The organism is Synechococcus sp. H55.11, from assembly GCF_047462475.1.
Lineage (GTDB): Bacteria > Cyanobacteriota > Cyanobacteriia > Thermostichales > Thermostichaceae > Thermostichus.
The window spans coordinates 2,238-17,433 of sequence record NZ_JANSJI010000243.1; the positions used below are offsets into that span (position 1 = coordinate 2,238).

The window sequence follows — 15,196 nt, forward strand, 5'->3', positions numbered from 1 at the left end:
GGGAGAGGGGAGCTGAAGCGGCGCGTTCGCGACAGCGTTGTGTAGCAATGACTACAACAGTGAGGAGAGAGGATGGGAGCCTATCGCCGATAGGGCTACAGGGACTGCAGCAGGTGGAGCACGGTGAAAACGCCAATGCCCAGCAGGACGAGGGATCCCGCCAAGAAGCCGTAGGCATTGGAGCGGTGCTCTTCCAAGAGGGCCTCAGCGGATTTGGGCGCGATGATGAACCGTCCTCCCGAAAGGGGTTTTCGGATCACAGGATCCCCTGCCTCAGAACGCACCTCCCCCATGGCAAAGGCCATCCCATCCACCGGGAGCACCCATTCTTTGTAGACAAAGGAGCGGGTGGAGCGATTTTCTGTTCTCATCCGGGAAAAGTAGCGTTTGAGATCGAAGTTGAACCGGCTGGGGCCTTTTCCGGGGAAAACAGTCTCATCCACAACCAACATGGCCTCTACCTCGGCACCTGTGGGATCCACCCTCACCCTTCCGGTTTCGTCTTCGATGAAAAAAGGGAGCTGGCGAACCACCGAGTGAAGGGTCTCAGTTCTTGTTTCTGTCTCTCTCTCAAGGAGATATTCCCGACCCGTGCTCGGATCGTAGTACACATTGCTGTAGTACTTCTGGGGAGGGCCTGCTTCAGAAAACTGCGATTTTTCCAGATGGCCTGGGAAGCCAGGCTTTTGCGGGTAATCGGAGTAACCAGGCTTTTTCTGGAAAAAGTCCGAAGGGGGGTAGCCAGAGCCGGGTTTTTGCTGAAAGGAGGCCGCGCTGAAGTAGCCAGAGCCGGGCTTTTGTTGGAAAGAATCAGAGTAGCCGGGATCCACCCTTTTCTGGAAAGAACCGGAGTCAGAGTAGCCCAAGCCGGGCCTTTTTCCGGTCATTCCCCCCGGATAGGATTTTGCCCGAGATCCCAAGCGCAGAGCGTTCTGGTATTCGCCTTCGCTGATCCGTTCCCTGTAGGCGACATCGCCTTCGCTATTCAAATACTTTCGATAGCACTCGGCTTCGTCATACTCCCAAGTGATCTCCGACTTGTAGTAGACACAAGGCTGGCGTGAAAACTCCGATACCAAAGGCCGATCGCACACAATCCTGCCGTAAACTTGGGCCAAGTTCGATCCTTTTGGGCTTGTCTGACCGAGATTGCGAAGCTCGGCTACCTTGAGCAACCGAGTTGCAGAGAGCTGCTGAACCAACCTCTGGGAGCGCAAATACTCAAAAAATGAAAACAGAGAGCCGGGAAGACAAAGTAGCCCAAGCAGCGTCAGCCAGTTCATAGAGGCCTTCCTTTCCGATGGGATGGGAGTGAAGTTGGCCTCATGCTAGCAGTTACCTGGGAACAGGATTTTAAGAGGAGTTTAAGGCCAGCTCTCCACCCGGCAACTGGGACGGGTTTCCCCGTAAGGCTTCCAGGAAGGCAAAGACTGCCGGCGGATGCAGCGCCGAGGCCAGGATGGCAGCCCCGATCACCCGCTCCAGGGGGATGGGCAAGCGGCGGATCTGGATCCCTGCGGGAATGGGGAGGGCAGCCAAGCGGGGCAAAATAGCAGCCCCCAGACCCTGCGCCACCATGTTCACAATGGTGGAGTCTTCCTTCACCAAGTAGGCCACCTTGAGGGTTTGGTGGGCCGCTTCCCAGTGGTTGCGCACCGCCGTGGTGCATTCGGCGTAGTTGTAGAGAATGTAAGAAAAGCGGGAAAGATCCTCCCAAGTGAGGGTTTCCGGCAGGGGCCCAAAACTCAGCGGAACCAACAAAATGAACTCGTCGCGGGCGATCTCCCACGTCTGCAGATCCTCAGCAGCCCGCGGCAAGGGCAATAGGCCAATATCCACCTGGCCTGAGCGCAGCAGATGTTCCACTGTGGCCGGATCTTCTTCTGTAAGGGTGACGGCAACCTGCGGAAATTGTTGGCGGAAGCGGGCAATCACCGGCGGCAGCAAATGGGTTGCAGCACTGCGAAAAGCGGCAACCCGCACATTTCCCCCCCGCAACCCTTTTTCCAGGTTGGCTTCATACTCCATTTGTTCCCACAGTTGCAGCATCTTGCGGACATGGCGCATTAGTCGCTCCCCCACCGGCGTTAGGCGGGCCCCAAAGCGACCGCGCACCAACACAGACACCCCCAATTCTTCCTCTAGGCTGGCGATGGCCCGGCTCACCGCCGACTGGGAAATCTGCAATTGCAGGGCGGCATCGCTGAAATTCCCCCGCTCCACCACAGCCACCAGAGTTCGCAGTTGTGAGATGTTCATGGATCCCATCTATTCGATCTGCGCATAGATGTGATGCTATCTCAGATTTGAACCCTCTGCTGGGCCTGACTAAACTGACGACATAACTCCATCTTCACACTGCGAAACAGCACGAAACAGTGTGAAAACCTGTTTTTCTCTCTGTCGTTGGTCAGGTGTTCCCATGGCGAGCTCCATGTTTGCCCTGCTGCCTTTTCATCAATTTCGAGATACCCCCGGCGTACGTTTTTTCGACATCACAGTTGCCCAATCCAACGCCCGCGACTTGGTTTATCATGATGGGCCGGCCATCAGTCCCCCCGACAATCCTCAAGGCTATTGGCAGTTTTACATGCATCCCCACCAAGAGGACAACTTGTTGGCTCTGTGGGGCGGGCGGACGTTTTATTTGGTGAATTTTAGCTGGCGGGATCCCTTCCACATTGTGCGCTTGGAAGCCAATCGAGGTATTTTGCGCATTCCCCCCGGCACTTTCCACCGTTCCATCTCCGATCCGCAGGGATCCATCGTTTTGAACCAGGCGGTGCGCGACGAAAAAGCCATCTTGGAAAAAGAATTTCGCATCTACGACAGCAGCCGTATTCCCCGATTGCTGCAGGTGACCTCGGCGCCCGCACCTTTGCCCCGCATTTGTGCCTAGCACGCGGCAGGTCAATCAAGGCTGGCGATCGGGCGGTGGTACACCGATAAGGCTCGGCCATCCTTGCGGCTCCCTGCGGGCGAAAACTGGGGCTAAAGTAGAGAAGGGTGCTGGGGGCTCGACCCATGCTTTCTCTGGAGCGTAAGGGCGCGGCGGATAGCTCGATCAATTTGGCGGAGTACATCGACCACACGCTGCTGTTGCCGATGGTGACCCCAGAACAGATCGAGCAGGGGTGCGCAATTGCCTTGCGCTACTGTTTTCCCACTTTTTGCGTTCCACCTTGTTACGTGCCGCGGGTGGTGGAGCGGCTGCATGGATCCCCGGTCAAGGTAAGCACGGTGGTGGGGTTTCCCTTGGGCACCACCACTGCGGAGGCTAAGCTCTATGAGGCTCAACTGGCGGTGGAGCAGGGGTGCCGGGAGCTGGATGTCCGCATCAACTTGGCCTGGCTCAAGGCGGGGGAGCTGGATCGCCTCCATGCCGAGATTGCCCAACTGGTGGAAGAAACGGGGGTTTGCGTCAAGGCCATTTTGGAAACGGCCCTCTTGACCGAGGCAGAGAAAAAGCTGGCCGGGGAGATTTGCATCGATGCGGGGGCAGCTTTTTTGATGACCTCCACCGGCTGGATGGGCGGGGCGACGCCGGCAGATGTGCAACTGTTGTGGCAGCTCAGCCGGGGTAAAGTGGGGGTGAAAGCTTCGGGCGGCATTCGCACGCTGGCTCAAGCAGAGGCCATGATCCAAGCAGGGGCCAGCCGCATCGGCACCTCTTGGGGGCTGGAGCTCATGCAAGAGCTGCAAGCCAGAGGAACCGCATGAGTGGGCGCACCTATCGGGTGACGGGCATCAACCTAAAGGGGATCCCGCTGGGCGAGTCGGATCGGATCATAACCATCTTGACCCGCGAGCAAGGCTTGATCCGCGCGGTGGCCAAGGGATCCCGTAAGCAGCCTTCCAAGTGGGGAGGGCGAATGGAGCCCTTTGTCATCAACGAGCTGCTGATCGCGCGGGGGCGCTGGTCTGCCCAGACGGAGGCCTGCCAACGTCTGCAGCGCATTGTCCAGGTGGAAACTCTCCAGACTTTTCCTCGTCTTGGCCGCAGCTTGGCCCATCTCACGGCGGCCCAGTACCTGGCGGAGGTGGCCTTGCTACTGGCCTTGCCCGACCAAGCCCAGGAAGAGCTGTTTGTGGTGTTGGTGGAACACTTGCAACGCATCGAACGGGCCGCTTCGGAGCGGGCCGTTTTGCCTTTGCTCATCCATGGGCTGTATCACCTCCTGGCGTTGGCAGGGTTCGCTCCCCAGGTGCAAGCCTGTCACTTCTGCGGGGGGGGGTTGGTCGATAACGTTTTTTTCAGCCCGCAATTGGGCGGCTTGGTCTGCGATCCTTGCCGGGTGGCGCAGCGGCCCAGCCCAATTGTCTGGGTCTCCAGTTCCGTCCTGCAAGCTTTGGGATCCCTGCCCAGTCCAACTTTGCCCCTGGCCGAAGATTCGCTGCCCTTGGCGGCTTGGCTGGAGGCAGAACGTCTGTTGCGGCGCGTTTTGGAGCATCACGCCGACCGCGAAATCCGTTCCGCTGGCCTGCTGGACAGTTGCTATACTCTTCCCACTGCCAACGGCTAGGGAGTGGCGGCAGCCACTTTTTCTGCCGAATAGCCATTCGAGTCATTTCGACCCAGCGCAGCCCTTGTCGCAACCTGAAGAAGTTGTGAAGGTATGTATCAAGTTGGGCTAAATTGCCGCAGAATAGAGCGTCAAGGTGGGGTAGCAGCCGTTTCTGGATGATAAATTAGGGAGTAGAAAGTAACTTCTTACGAAGGTTTCTCAGGTTTGGCAGGGGTCAACCGCAAGGGTTTGTCAGGGGGCCACGCCTGTGCTGCTGGACAAAGTTTAGAACTTTAAGATCGAGTCCGGTGGCCAAAGAGCCTGCTGTTCTGTGTCTGTTTCCCAGGGCTGCATCCTTGAGGTGCGGCTTTGGCCGCCAACAGACGAGGGGTTGGGGGGTCTGAAATTCCCTGGGCAAACCCATCCATTCCAGATCGGCCCCATTGCATCTGCTCACCCCAATTTAGCGCTTGCCTCAATTTTTCTAATCTTTTTTATTGAGAAGTTCAGGAGTTGCGGCACCGTGGAAGCACAGCGTAAGGAACGGATTCTGGTGGTCGACGACGAGGCTAGCATTCGACGCATTTTGGAAACCCGTCTGTCCATGATCGGGTACGACGTGGTTACGGCTTCGGATGGCGAGGAGGCGCTGGAGGTTTTCCACAAGCAGGATCCCGACCTGGTGGTGCTGGATGTGATGATGCCAAAGCTGGATGGCTATGGAGTTTGCCAGGAGTTGCGCAAGGAATCCGACATTCCGATCATCATGCTGACGGCGTTGGGGGATGTGGCCGACCGCATCACGGGGTTGGAGCTGGGGGCAGACGACTATGTGGTCAAGCCCTTTTCGCCCAAGGAACTGGAAGCCCGCATTCGCTCGGTGCTGCGACGGGTGGCGCGGGCAAGCCACGAGGGGATCCCCAGTTCTGGAGTGATTCAGGTGGGGGATATCCGCATCGATACCAACAAGCGGCAGGTCTATAAACGGGACGAGCGCATTCGCCTGACCGGGATGGAGTTCAGTCTGCTGGAGCTGTTGGTCAGCCGCTCGGGGGAGCCGTTTTCCCGCTCCGAGATTTTGCAGGAGGTGTGGGGCTATACCCCGGAGCGCCATGTGGATACGCGGGTGGTGGATGTCCACATTTCGCGGCTGCGGGCCAAGCTGGAAGATGACCCCAGCAATCCAGAGCTGATCCTGACGGCCCGCGGCACCGGCTATTTGTTTCAGCGCATCGTTCAGGGCGAGGAATAGGTGGGGTTTTGAGAAGGGATCCCTGACAGCGTCTCTTCGAGGGCGACCCGCACCTGCCGCAACACGCCAACCCAGTCTCCTGGTGTGTTTTGCCGAAACAGGCGCATTGTCTCAGGGTACCAGGGGCTGTCTTGCCGCTGGAGGAGCCAGCGCCAATCGGCGGCAAAGGGCAACAGCACCCACACCGGCTTGCCCATCGCGCCGGCCAAATGAGCAACGGCTGTATCGACGCTGATCACCAGATCCAACTGGGCAACGGCTGCGGCTGTATCGACAAAATGGCGAAAACGGGATCCCAACTCCATCACCTGGTGCTGTTCCAGGAGGGATCCCACTGGGCTTAGATCTTCCCCCACCTGTAGGCTGACCCACTGGATGGCGGACGTTGGCAATTCCCGGAGCAGCAAGTCCAAAGGACAACTTTTCAGCCTTTGCACGCGGTTTAGCTCAGGGTTGGCGCGGCGGCCACTGGCCCATACCAGTCCCACCTTCAGTTTTCGCGGGGGAAGCTCTGGCCAATCTTCCGGCCAGGCCGAGCTCCCATCGGGACAGGTCAGATAGGGGATGCGGGCGGGAATTGTCTCCAGCGTGGTGCCCAGGCGGTGGGGCAGGCTGAGCAAGGGCAGGTGCTGGTCGAAAGAGGGCAAGGGATCCCTCTCCGAGATAACCTGTACCTGGGGGAAGGCGGCTTGCCCCAGCTCGACGAGGGATCCCTGACAGCGGAAGAAAATTTGGGCTGCAGGATGGGCGGCGGCCAAGAGCGGCAGGTAGCGCACAAACTGAATCGTGTCCCCCAGCCCTTGTTCGGCGTAGATCAGCAGCGTCTGCTGGCCCAGAGGGGATCCCGGCCACAGGGGCGAGAGGAAGCGCGGATAGGCTGCCCCTTGTCGCTGCAGCCGCCATTCGTACTCCCGCCACCCCTCCTCATAGCGGCCCAGGGTGAGCAAGGCCGTGCCCAGGTTGTAATGGATCTCCGGCCAGTCGGGGGCCAACTGCAGGCCGCGTCGATAAGCCTCAATAGCGGCCTCGAGTTGGTTTTGCTCTTGCAGGACGGTGCCCAGGTTGTTGTGGGGCTGCGCCTCCTCCGGCAGCAGCGGGATGGCCTGTCGCAGACAGTCGGCGGCCTCCTCTAGGCGGTCTTGTAGGTGCAGGCAGTGGCCGAGGTTGACGAGAATCCGCCCCTCCTGCGGCGCCAGGGCGAGAGCGCGGCGAAACCAGGCTTCCGCTTCCCCAAGCTGGTTGTCGAACAGGAGGGCGTTCCCCAAAGCCGCCAAAGCATAAACTTGGGGCGGCTGGGCTGCTGCGGCCTGGCGCAGCACCGCAATCGCCTGCTCCCGTTTCCCCAAAGCCAGCCAACAACTGCCCAACCGCAAGAGCAGTTGCCCATCGGCAGGAGCAAAAGCCAAGCCCTGTTCATAGGCGCGCGCCGCCTCCTCCGGGTTGCCCAGTAGCATCCAGGCATCGCCCAGCTCCTGCCAGGCTGGCACCCAATCCCTTCTCAGATGCAAAGCCAATTGCAGGGGGGTCAGGGCTTGGCAGGGATCCCCCATCTGCAGATAGAGGGATCCCAGCAACGCCTGGGCGGCGAACAGGTGGGGATGGGCCCGGGTAAGCTGCCGGCAGAGGTGCAGTGCCGTCTCCAGATCCCCTGCTTGTCGGTGGCGCTCGGCCAGCGCCAGGGTCGCCTCTGGGGAAGGGCAGGGGGGTAGAGCGGAGCCTCGTCCTAGGCCCTTTGGCCCAGCCGTCTGCCGGTCGCTTTTTCCTCGCCCGAAGCCCTGTGGCACGGTTTTTCCCTTGGTGGATCCCTTTTTACCCTTCCCGCCGGCATGCGGCAACAGCGGGACATCTTCCTACTCAGGTTAACAGTTCAGGTTAGTAGGACGTTCTTGACAGAGTGTTCCTACCCCCCTGCCCATACATCGGGCCATCTTCGGGGCTTGCCTTCCGAGGGCTCAGTTGCGGCGAAACAGGCTGTCTAAGTAAATACGGGCGGCGCGCCGATCTGTGTCTCCGCTCTGGAGCAGGAATAGCGAGAGTGCCGCCGTCACCACCCGATCTTGATCCCAGTCGGGGTGACGAGAGAGGTAGTTTTTGAGAGTGTCGTGTAGCTCCTCGGGAATTTCGCTCAAAATGCTGACGGTGGGAGAATCCATAGCCCAACCACCTACTCGGGGTTAACAGTGAAACCAAGAAAACCTAGGGATCCGGCCAAAACCGGGCCTGCCCAGAAGGGAATCGCAAACAAACCAACCCAGCTCTCTAACTTGGGTATGCCGGGGGCCGCATCAGCCCCGTCAAAAGCAAGACAGTCTGTAGAAGTTTGCCCCTAGCCCGTCCGGCAGCGGCCAGAGGATACCAGGCTGCCCCTTGGCCTTGTCTCAGGCAGGAGAAGGGATAGAGTTCTTGGGCAAAGGGTTCTTTGCCTCTGAGGAGAGCTGCCAGGAAAATCTCCCCCTCACCTCAGGTGCGGCTATTCTGCCCTCTGCCCCATGGGGGCTGTCAATCCTGGGCAGCGGCTCCAAGTTTGTTAAAGTCCGCCGCTGGCTTTGATGCCATCGGCAAAAACGGCGCGATCCCGTTACATTCCTAAAGGTGTATCCGCCTGAACTTTCCAGTTTGGACTTTTCCACAGAAACCCTCGCTGCCGTTTCCTGTGGCAAGGAGTCTGTGGAAAACAGCCCGCCCGCCTGTGGAAAGTCTGGGGAAAACCTGTGGATTTCTGAGAAATCTAAATTTGTCCAAAAATTTTTTCTCGCGAGCCCCCTCAGGGCCACTCGACCCGGTAGCGCAAGAACAGCTCCTTAGAGCCACGGTGGCACTCCAGCAGCTCCAGCTGGGGCGGGGATCCCTGCAGTTGCCAGCCCTCGATGCTAGCCGGGGCATCGGCATACCCACTCAGCAACACCGGCGCCAGGGTTACCCACAGCTCATCCAAGCTCCCTGCCTGCAAAAACGCCCCCAAAAGCCGCCCCCCGCCCAGCAACCCCACCCGTTCAATGCCCAAACTGCGCAGGCGGGCCAGCCGTGCCGGCAGATCCCAATCGGCAGCCACCCAGATATCTGCAAAGCCGGTGCGGTTCTCCCAAATCCGGGATCCCTGGGGAGTGGTCCACAGCCAACGGGTGAGGGGCTGCCGAAAAAACGGCAAATCCTCAGGAATATCCCCGCTGCCGGAGCAGATGATCGTCAGAGGCTGAGGGGAGAGGCCCTGCTGGAGTCGGCGTTGGATGAGCTCGGGATCCCGGAGGCGAAGGCTGGTGCCGTAGGCCCGCAGCGTGGCCGCCCCCATAATCAAAGCCTGTTGCCGGGCAGCTTGGTTTTCCAGGTGCCGATAGTCTTCGGCGCTGGCGAAGTGGGGCCTTTGCCCGCGGTGAGCTGCCAGCTTGCCATCCAGACTTTGGGCCAAGATGGCCACCACATGGGGACGAGCCGTTTTCAAAGGCAAATCGGGAGCAATCGGCCAGAATAGAGTTGACAGGGGTCACCCCCTTGCCGCTTTGGTTTTGGGGTCACCTACGCGGGACAAGGATGCTCGGGACATTCCAATCTTCCACCATCCGCATCGAAGTCGAGGCCAGTGCATCGACGATACAGCGCTGCTTGACCGAGGTGGAGTTGTTGCAGCAGTGGATCTGGCCACAGCAATTGCAGGGATCCCTGCCCGCCAGGCTGGAGCCGGGCAGCACCTTTGCCGTCCAATGGGGCCCCCTCTCGATCCTGCACCAAGTGGAAACCCTGCTGCCGGAACGGCTGCGCCTGCTGATGTGGGGCGGAGCCGATGGCTACTGTGATTGGCGGTGGGGGAACGGCTGGGTGCAGTTGCGGGTAGAAGCCGTTTCTCTCTTGCCCTTGGGCTTGGGACAATTGCTGATGCTGCGCCGGCTTCAGCAGTTTGCTCAGAGCCGGGAACAACGGCCTCTTGCAGCTTAAAGATGGACATTCCTGCAACATCCGTGGATCCCCGGCTTGACAAAATGCATCACAGTTGCGCTCCCTCGCCTTTCTAAGAATTTTCCGACATGATAGCTGTAGTTAAGCTTACTCCTCACGTCCGAGAGGCCCCATGAATCCGTTGACCAGCTCCAGCCCAGCCGCTATTGAGCGGGAAAAGTTCGAGATCCGCTTGGGGGAAGCCCTCAACAAAGCGGGGTTGCTCACCCCCGCCCAGTTGGCTCAGGCCATGTGGGAAAAGGCGGACAGCCCCCTGATGTTGGGGGAGCTGTGTATGCAGCACGGCTGGGTTGCCCCGCAAGATCTCTATCCTTTGATCCCGGTCGAGTTGGTGCGCATCGGCGAGATCCTGGTGCTGCACGGCTACCTGGAGGTGGAGCACGTGTATCAAGCTCTGCTTCAGCAAAAGCACCACCCCGAGCGCAAGTTGGGGGAGATCCTGGTGCAGCAGGGCTGGGTGCAACCCCACTGGTTGGAGTGGGCCCTCGACAAGCAGCAGCAGCTACGGCGACGGCGAGGAGCTGCCAACAGTTGGGAAGTGATGGTGGAGCAGTGGTCCACCATTCCGGATCAGCCTCCCCTCTACGCTTCGCCGCTGCAGGCAGCGCAGCAGGTTCACAAAGCTACCGCGCAATACAAAGCCCAACTGGAGCGCTACCAAGAGCAGGTTGCCGCCCTAAAGGCGCAACTGGAGCAGGAGCGACAGCACCAGCAAGCTACAGCCGAGCAGTTGCGGCAGCAGATTGCTAACTACCAGGCCCAGCAGCAGCGAATGGCCGAGTTGGAAGCCCAACTGGCCGCCCAGATTCAGCAGGGATCCGAGCAACACAGGGCTGCCCAGCAGCGCATTCAAGAGTTGGAGGAGCAGCTCCAAGCCCAGCAAGATCGGGGATCCGCGCAAGTCCAGGCCCTGGCCAAACAGTTGCAAGCTTCCCAAGCCGAGCTGGAGACCTTACGTCGCCGCTGCCACGAGCTGACAGAATGGCAATCCCAGGCCAAACCCAAGCTGCAAGAGCTGGGATCCTGGCTGCAGCAGCACCAGCAAACGGAAGCCCACCTGCGCCAGACGCTGGAGCAGAAGGAAGCCCAACTGGCCACCCTGAGCCAATCGTTGCAGGAGCACCAGCACCAACTCCAACTGGCTCAATCGACGAAAACTCGCCTCATCGCCGACCTGGCCCACGCTCGCCAAGAAGCCGCCGAGACCATCCACCGGCTGCAGATGCAACTGCAGGAAACTCAAGCTCGACTCCAAGAAACCCAAGCCCAGCTCCAACAGGCCCAAGAGCAGGTGCGTCAGCTCCAAGCCCAACTGCAAACAGTTCAGACACAGCCAGCCCCTCCCCCTGCCACCGCGCCTACGGCCCAGCAACAAGTCCCGCCGCAGGCCATCTCAACGCCGACTGTAGCCGCAAGAGCAGCAGAAGGGGAATTACCGCCCCAAGGGTATTTGGGAGAAGAGGACTTGGAAGCGCTGCAGCGGGCCACCCCTTGGGTGCAGCGGATCTTGACCCAATTGCGGGCAGCCGGCCTCCTCGACAATGCTGGCATCGAAGCCATCATCCATGCCTGGGAAACAGAGGGCGGCACCTTCACGGATGTGCTGACCCACCACAGCGGCCTCAAGCCAGAGACGGTCAAGTTTTTCAGCGAAGACGGCTACTCTGTGTACCTAGCAGGTGGACGGCATGTAGCCGACTACCTTAAGGCTTCGGGGCTGGTCAGCGCCGTCCAAATCGAACAGATTCAGAAGCACCTGCCGCCGGCGGGATCCCTGTGCCAGGCCCTTGCCCAAGCCGGGATCCTGTCGCAGGCCACCGCCCTCTATTTTGAGCACCACTTCGGCGGCAAAAAGCCCCGCCGCTCCCTGCGGGAAGAGCTGATGTTGTGAGAGCGGGTCGGGAATCCGCACCTCTTTCCCATCTCTTGCACCGGCAGGGGATCCGAAGGCAAATAGGGGCTGCCGGCAGACGCCAATGCGTTCAACAGAGTTCACTAGACTAGACTAGGAACTAGAATAGATTCAGAATCAACAGCGGCAAATTTTTGGCTGTTGAGAAAGTTGAATCGGATCTAAGGCATCAAAGTTACCGGATGTTGTCTTGAGTTCTGCTGCTATGACCACGGAAGCTCCCACTCGACCTGCTCAGCAGTCGTCTCCATCGAGAACCCGGGTTCGTCAGCCCTACCCCCACTTCAAGGTGATCGTCTTGGATGACGATTTCAACACCTTTCAGCACGTTACCGAATGCCTGCTCAAGTACATCCCCGGCATGACCCTGCCCTTGGCGCGACAACTAACCGTGCAGGTGGATGCCGAAGGGCAAGCGGTCGTCTGGGTCGGCCCGCAAGAGCAAGCGGAGCTCTACCATCAACAGTTGCTGCGGGAGGGCCTGACGATGGCCCCCCTGGAGCCGGCCTGAAGCACGAGTTGTTCGTAGCTGCGCTCAACGGCGGCCAACAGCTCTGCCTGGCCCCAGCCGGCATATAGGCTGCTGGCAATGGCCAGCCCACCCGCCCCCACCCCCTCCTTGACATAGCCCCGCTCGTAAGCCTGTAAGGGGGCGTAGCGGCTATTGGCAAAGCTCAGTTGGGTAGCCAAAAGGGGGGCAGTTCCCAGCAACTCGGCCAAGGCCACCGTATTGCCGGAGGGATCCTCGGCCACCCAGCGGGTGGTGCCTACCACTACGTTCTCTGGGGGCCAAGGGATCCCTTGCTCTTCCCCCCAGCGCCGCATCAGGGCCAGCACCGCCAGCATCTGGGTGCCGCCCGCCAGCAGCACCGGCCCCCGCTGGGCTGCCGCCATCGCCAGCCCGGCCACAAAGGGCTGCATCGGATCCCCCACAGCGGCCACCACCTCCGGCGCTGTAGCGTTGGGCGAGAGATGGGCCAGACCTTGCCGCGCCAAGGCCAGCTTTTGGGCGTGGTTGCAGACCGGGTGGCTGCTGTTGACCATGCCCTCTGCTTGCCAGCCCAGCCCCAGCAACACCGCCAGTGCCGTGGTGGTGCCCCCTGCCACACATTCGCCGATGACGCAGTAGCTCGACTCCAGCCGGGATCCCCGCTCGTACCCCTCCTGCCACAGGGATCCCACCTGTTCCAGAGATAAAGCCTGCCCCGTGCTCAAGCAGCGGGCCATCCCCCTGGCGCTTACCGTTTCTGCCCCCGGCAGCGGCTCCGGCAAACCACAGTCGAACACGCGACAGGGGATCCCCAACTCCCTCAGGACGGCGCGGCTGATCACCACCGGTGAAGGATAGCCATCGGGAGAGGTGGGCAAGCGGTGAGAATAGCCCCCCAGCAGCACCTCTCCATCGGCAAGGGCCGTGTAGCGCCGCAAGGAGGGCGTGGCGCCGGCAGCGGAGATGCCCGGCACAAGAGCTGTTTCCGTAAACCCCAGGCAGGCCAAAAACAGCGGTCGGGATCCCTGCACCCGTTGGCACCACTGCCGGGCCAAAGCCGGCTGCGTGTAAGCCTTCACACCAGGAAAGGGGAACATAGCAGAGAGCGGGGCAGACAGGCCCAAACTCCATTCTCCACCCAAGCGAAGGGCGGGATCCCGTACTGGCCGGAAAACGGCAGGGACTGCGCCCCCCAACCCGATCGGATAGGATGGGTATATCCAATACAGTTTATGCAGAGCAAACCGAAGGCCATGAGTTTTTTCGACTCGGAGATCGTCCAAGAAGAAGCCAAGCAACTGTTTCAGGACTTCCAAAACCTGATGCGACTTGGCGAGCGCTACGGCCAATTCGACCGGGAAGGCAAAAAAATCTTCATTGAGCGAATGGAAGAATTGCTGGAGCGCCAGCGCATTTTCATGAAGCGACTGGAGCTCTCCGACGACTTTATGGCTCAGATGACCATCAAACAACTGCAAACCCAGCTTGGGGGATTTGGGCTCTCCCTAACCCAAATGTTCGACCAGATGCACCAGACCCTAGAGCGCATGAAAGCCGAGGCAGACTCTGAGCGTTGACCCCAAAGAATGACCCAGACAAAAGGATCATGTCTTCTTCCCGCCAGACCCGCAACCAGAAATTAATTCTGGAGCTGCTAGAGCAGCGCTCACAGCCCCTTTCGGCGCAAGAGATCTTTTTGGAGTTACGCAATGCCAACCACACGGTGGGTCTGGCCACGGTTTACCGAGTTTTGGATGCTCTGCGCAATGAGGGCAAGCTGCAAGCGGTCAACTTGGGGGATCAGCAAACCTACTATCAGGTTCTGCCCAGCAACGGCCACAACCGCCATCACCTGATCTGCACCGAATGTCGGCGGGTGGTGCCTCTGCCGGATTGCCCGGTGGAAGATCTGGAGGAGCAGCTTGCCAGCCGCTACCAATTTGTGATCGAGTACCATGTGCTGGACTTCTACGGCATTTGCGCCGAATGTCGTGGAAAAGGTGGGCCAAGCCCTGCTTTGCAGAGATCCCCTTGCCTCGAGGCCAGGCCGCAATGATGAACTATCTCTGGACGGTGTTGATCGGGTTGGCAGGTGCCCTGATCGCAGTCAAGCTGAGGCTGCCGGCAGGAGCCTTGGTGGGCTCGATGGTAGCAGTGGGTTTGGTCAATGTTTGGGGGGCGATCCCGATCCCCACTCCCCCAGCCGGGATCCGCTTTGTCATGCAGGTGGTGCTGGGTATTCTCCTAGGCAGCAAGCTCACTGCTGAGACCTTCTTTGCCCTGAAGGATCTGTGGCGACCGGCCCTGCTCTGTACGGTGATTGCGGTGGGCACGGGAGTTTTGTCGGGGTATTTGATCTCCCGTTGGTTGGGCATCGAGCGCCTCACGGCCATCTTGGGCACGGCGCCAGGGGGCATTTCCGATATGAGCTTGATTGCCCTGGACATGGGAGCCCAAACCAGCACAGTGGTGGTCATGCATCTGGCCCGCCTGATCAGCGTCATCGTGGTCGTCCCCTGGGTGGTACGGCTGCTGATCCAGCCGGGCACCAGCTAGGCAAGCCCCTAGAGCTGCAGCAGGGGGTGGGTTAGACTAAGGAGCGATACAGAACTTAACAACCGAACCTCCGCCTTGGAACTTTCCCCTTCTCCACTGACCTACCAGGCCGACGCCGCAGGATCCCCTTGGAGCGCTGCTCTCTGTTCTAACGTCTCCTCTGGCCAAGGCGATTGGTGGCCTCTGCAACTGCATTGGCAGGGGGAGGCAGACCCGCTACAGCCTGAGTTGGTGCAGGTGGATCCCGTGTTGCGCCTGCTGCTCTTGGGGGATGGCTTGACCACCCGCAACCTAGCTGCCTTGACCCAAGAGCCGATTCAGGCCCATCTGCTCGACACGGGCCGGGTCGATTTGCCGGCGGAGCAGAGGGCCGCCCCCCAGTCCATGCAACGGCTGGCCAAGGATTTGGCACGGCTGGGATCCCCCTTGGTGCGGCGGCGGGTTTGGCTGTGTGGAGCAACCTCTCAGCAGCCCTTGCTCTATGCCACCTCTTGGTGGAACTCCGACCATCTGGCTCGATACTTGCCCCA

Annotated in this window: 17 protein-coding genes; 11 read left to right on the forward strand and 6 right to left on the reverse strand. The window is 60.0% G+C overall.

Annotation, left to right across the window (positions count from 1 at the left end):
* Nucleotides 1-95: 95 nt before the first annotated feature.
* Together NW853_RS09740 and NW853_RS09745 are read right to left on the reverse strand one after the other, a co-directional pair.
* Nucleotides 96-1,118: an E3 ubiquitin ligase family protein gene (locus NW853_RS09740; RefSeq protein WP_414348913.1), complete on the reverse strand. Its 1,023-nt coding sequence runs from the start codon at nucleotides 1,116-1,118 to the stop codon at nucleotides 96-98.
* 235 nt (nucleotides 1,119-1,353) lie between these two features.
* A complete protein-coding gene (locus NW853_RS09745; protein ID WP_414335058.1) occupies nucleotides 1,354-2,259 on the reverse strand; it encodes a LysR family transcriptional regulator in 906 nt (301 codons plus the stop codon).
* A 175-nt stretch (nucleotides 2,260-2,434) separates the two neighbouring features.
* Here NW853_RS09745 and NW853_RS09750 point away from each other — a divergent pair, with 175 nt between their 5' ends.
* From NW853_RS09750 to rpaB, 4 genes are all read left to right on the forward strand, one after another.
* Entirely contained in the window at nucleotides 2,435-2,899 is a 465-nt protein-coding gene (locus NW853_RS09750) for a redox protein (protein ID WP_414335063.1), read from the forward strand.
* Nucleotides 2,900-3,024: 125 nt separating this feature from the next.
* Nucleotides 3,025-3,720: a deoxyribose-phosphate aldolase gene (gene deoC / locus NW853_RS09755; RefSeq protein ID WP_414348914.1), complete on the forward strand. Its 696-nt coding sequence runs from the start codon at nucleotides 3,025-3,027 to the stop codon at nucleotides 3,718-3,720.
* Nucleotides 3,717-4,523, forward strand: a complete 807-nt coding sequence (gene recO, locus NW853_RS09760; protein ID WP_414335056.1) for a DNA repair protein RecO — start codon at nucleotides 3,717-3,719, stop codon at nucleotides 4,521-4,523. The genes deoC and recO overlap by 4 nt, the downstream gene beginning before the upstream one ends.
* 505 nt (nucleotides 4,524-5,028) lie before the next feature.
* Entirely contained in the window at nucleotides 5,029-5,757 is a 729-nt protein-coding gene (gene rpaB, locus NW853_RS09765; RefSeq protein WP_414335055.1) for a response regulator transcription factor RpaB, read from the forward strand.
* Here the strand turns inward: rpaB and NW853_RS09770 are convergent.
* The 3 genes from NW853_RS09770 to NW853_RS09780 form a co-directional block, all read right to left on the reverse strand.
* The gene (locus NW853_RS09770; protein WP_414348915.1) at nucleotides 5,742-7,541 is read right to left on the reverse strand and encodes a tetratricopeptide repeat protein; all 1,800 of its coding nucleotides are present in this window, start codon (nucleotides 7,539-7,541) and stop codon (nucleotides 5,742-5,744) included. The genes rpaB and NW853_RS09770 overlap by 16 nt on opposite strands.
* A 168-nt stretch (nucleotides 7,542-7,709) precedes the next feature.
* Entirely contained in the window at nucleotides 7,710-7,910 is a 201-nt protein-coding gene (locus NW853_RS09775; protein ID WP_011430239.1) for a DUF2811 domain-containing protein, read from the reverse strand.
* A gap of 611 nt (nucleotides 7,911-8,521) precedes the next feature.
* Nucleotides 8,522-9,196 (reverse strand): RibD family protein, encoded by a 675-nt coding sequence (locus tag NW853_RS09780; RefSeq protein ID WP_414335053.1) that lies wholly within the window; start codon nucleotides 9,194-9,196, stop codon nucleotides 8,522-8,524.
* 89 nt (nucleotides 9,197-9,285) lie between these two features.
* On the opposite strand from NW853_RS09780, the gene NW853_RS09785 reads away from it, so the two are divergent.
* From NW853_RS09785 to clpS, 3 genes are all read left to right on the forward strand, one after another.
* Entirely contained in the window at nucleotides 9,286-9,687 is a 402-nt protein-coding gene (locus tag NW853_RS09785; RefSeq protein ID WP_414335052.1) for a hypothetical protein, read from the forward strand.
* Between the two features lie 133 nt (nucleotides 9,688-9,820).
* Nucleotides 9,821-11,599 carry a hypothetical protein gene (locus NW853_RS09790; RefSeq protein WP_414348916.1) on the forward strand — a complete coding sequence of 593 codons (1,779 nt, stop codon included), beginning with the start codon at nucleotides 9,821-9,823 and terminating at the stop codon, nucleotides 11,597-11,599.
* Between the two features lie 226 nt (nucleotides 11,600-11,825).
* Complete coding sequence (gene clpS / locus NW853_RS09795) at nucleotides 11,826-12,131, forward strand: ATP-dependent Clp protease adapter ClpS (protein ID WP_011430234.1); 306 nt, start codon at nucleotides 11,826-11,828, stop codon at nucleotides 12,129-12,131.
* Here the strand turns inward: clpS and cobT are convergent.
* Nucleotides 12,080-13,207: a nicotinate mononucleotide-dependent phosphoribosyltransferase CobT gene (gene cobT, locus NW853_RS09800; RefSeq protein WP_414348918.1), complete on the reverse strand. Its 1,128-nt coding sequence runs from the start codon at nucleotides 13,205-13,207 to the stop codon at nucleotides 12,080-12,082. The two genes, clpS and cobT, sit on opposite strands and share 52 nt — an antisense overlap.
* 156 nt (nucleotides 13,208-13,363) lie before the next feature.
* Here cobT and NW853_RS09805 point away from each other — a divergent pair, with 156 nt between their 5' ends.
* The 4 genes from NW853_RS09805 to NW853_RS09820 form a co-directional block, all read left to right on the forward strand.
* Nucleotides 13,364-13,687: a DUF1825 family protein gene (locus tag NW853_RS09805; protein WP_414335060.1), complete on the forward strand. Its 324-nt coding sequence runs from the start codon at nucleotides 13,364-13,366 to the stop codon at nucleotides 13,685-13,687.
* 29 nt (nucleotides 13,688-13,716) lie between these two features.
* Nucleotides 13,717-14,166, forward strand: coding sequence for a Fur family transcriptional regulator (locus NW853_RS09810; protein WP_414335050.1), 450 nt, complete (start codon nucleotides 13,717-13,719; stop codon nucleotides 14,164-14,166).
* A complete protein-coding gene (locus NW853_RS09815) occupies nucleotides 14,163-14,666 on the forward strand; it encodes an AbrB family transcriptional regulator (protein ID WP_414335049.1) in 504 nt (167 codons plus the stop codon). Before NW853_RS09810 ends, NW853_RS09815 begins: the two co-directional genes overlap by 4 nt.
* A 75-nt stretch (nucleotides 14,667-14,741) precedes the next feature.
* Nucleotides 14,742-15,196: chorismate pyruvate-lyase family protein (locus NW853_RS09820; protein ID WP_414348917.1), on the forward strand; the 455-nt coding region annotated here is incomplete at its 3' end.

What these genes read in the sequence shown, in the direction of transcription:
- cobT (WP_414348918.1), bottom strand. Translation starts at nt 13,207, where the DNA reads ATGTTCCCCTTTCCTGGTGTGAAGGCTTACACGCAGCCGGCTTTGGCC.
- NW853_RS09815 (WP_414335049.1), top strand. Translation starts at nt 14,163, where the DNA reads ATGATGAACTATCTCTGGACGGTGTTGATCGGGTTGGCAGGTGCCCTG.
- NW853_RS09750 (WP_414335063.1), top strand. Translation starts at nt 2,435, where the DNA reads ATGTTTGCCCTGCTGCCTTTTCATCAATTTCGAGATACCCCCGGCGTA.
- NW853_RS09785 (WP_414335052.1), top strand. Translation starts at nt 9,286, where the DNA reads ATGCTCGGGACATTCCAATCTTCCACCATCCGCATCGAAGTCGAGGCC.
- deoC (WP_414348914.1), top strand. Translation starts at nt 3,025, where the DNA reads ATGCTTTCTCTGGAGCGTAAGGGCGCGGCGGATAGCTCGATCAATTTG.
- NW853_RS09775 (WP_011430239.1), bottom strand. Translation starts at nt 7,910, where the DNA reads ATGGATTCTCCCACCGTCAGCATTTTGAGCGAAATTCCCGAGGAGCTA.
- NW853_RS09745 (WP_414335058.1), bottom strand. Translation starts at nt 2,259, where the DNA reads ATGAACATCTCACAACTGCGAACTCTGGTGGCTGTGGTGGAGCGGGGG.
- NW853_RS09805 (WP_414335060.1), top strand. Translation starts at nt 13,364, where the DNA reads ATGAGTTTTTTCGACTCGGAGATCGTCCAAGAAGAAGCCAAGCAACTG.
- NW853_RS09810 (WP_414335050.1), top strand. Translation starts at nt 13,717, where the DNA reads ATGTCTTCTTCCCGCCAGACCCGCAACCAGAAATTAATTCTGGAGCTG.
- NW853_RS09790 (WP_414348916.1), top strand. Translation starts at nt 9,821, where the DNA reads ATGAATCCGTTGACCAGCTCCAGCCCAGCCGCTATTGAGCGGGAAAAG.
- recO (WP_414335056.1), top strand. Translation starts at nt 3,717, where the DNA reads ATGAGTGGGCGCACCTATCGGGTGACGGGCATCAACCTAAAGGGGATC.
- clpS (WP_011430234.1), top strand. Translation starts at nt 11,826, where the DNA reads ATGACCACGGAAGCTCCCACTCGACCTGCTCAGCAGTCGTCTCCATCG.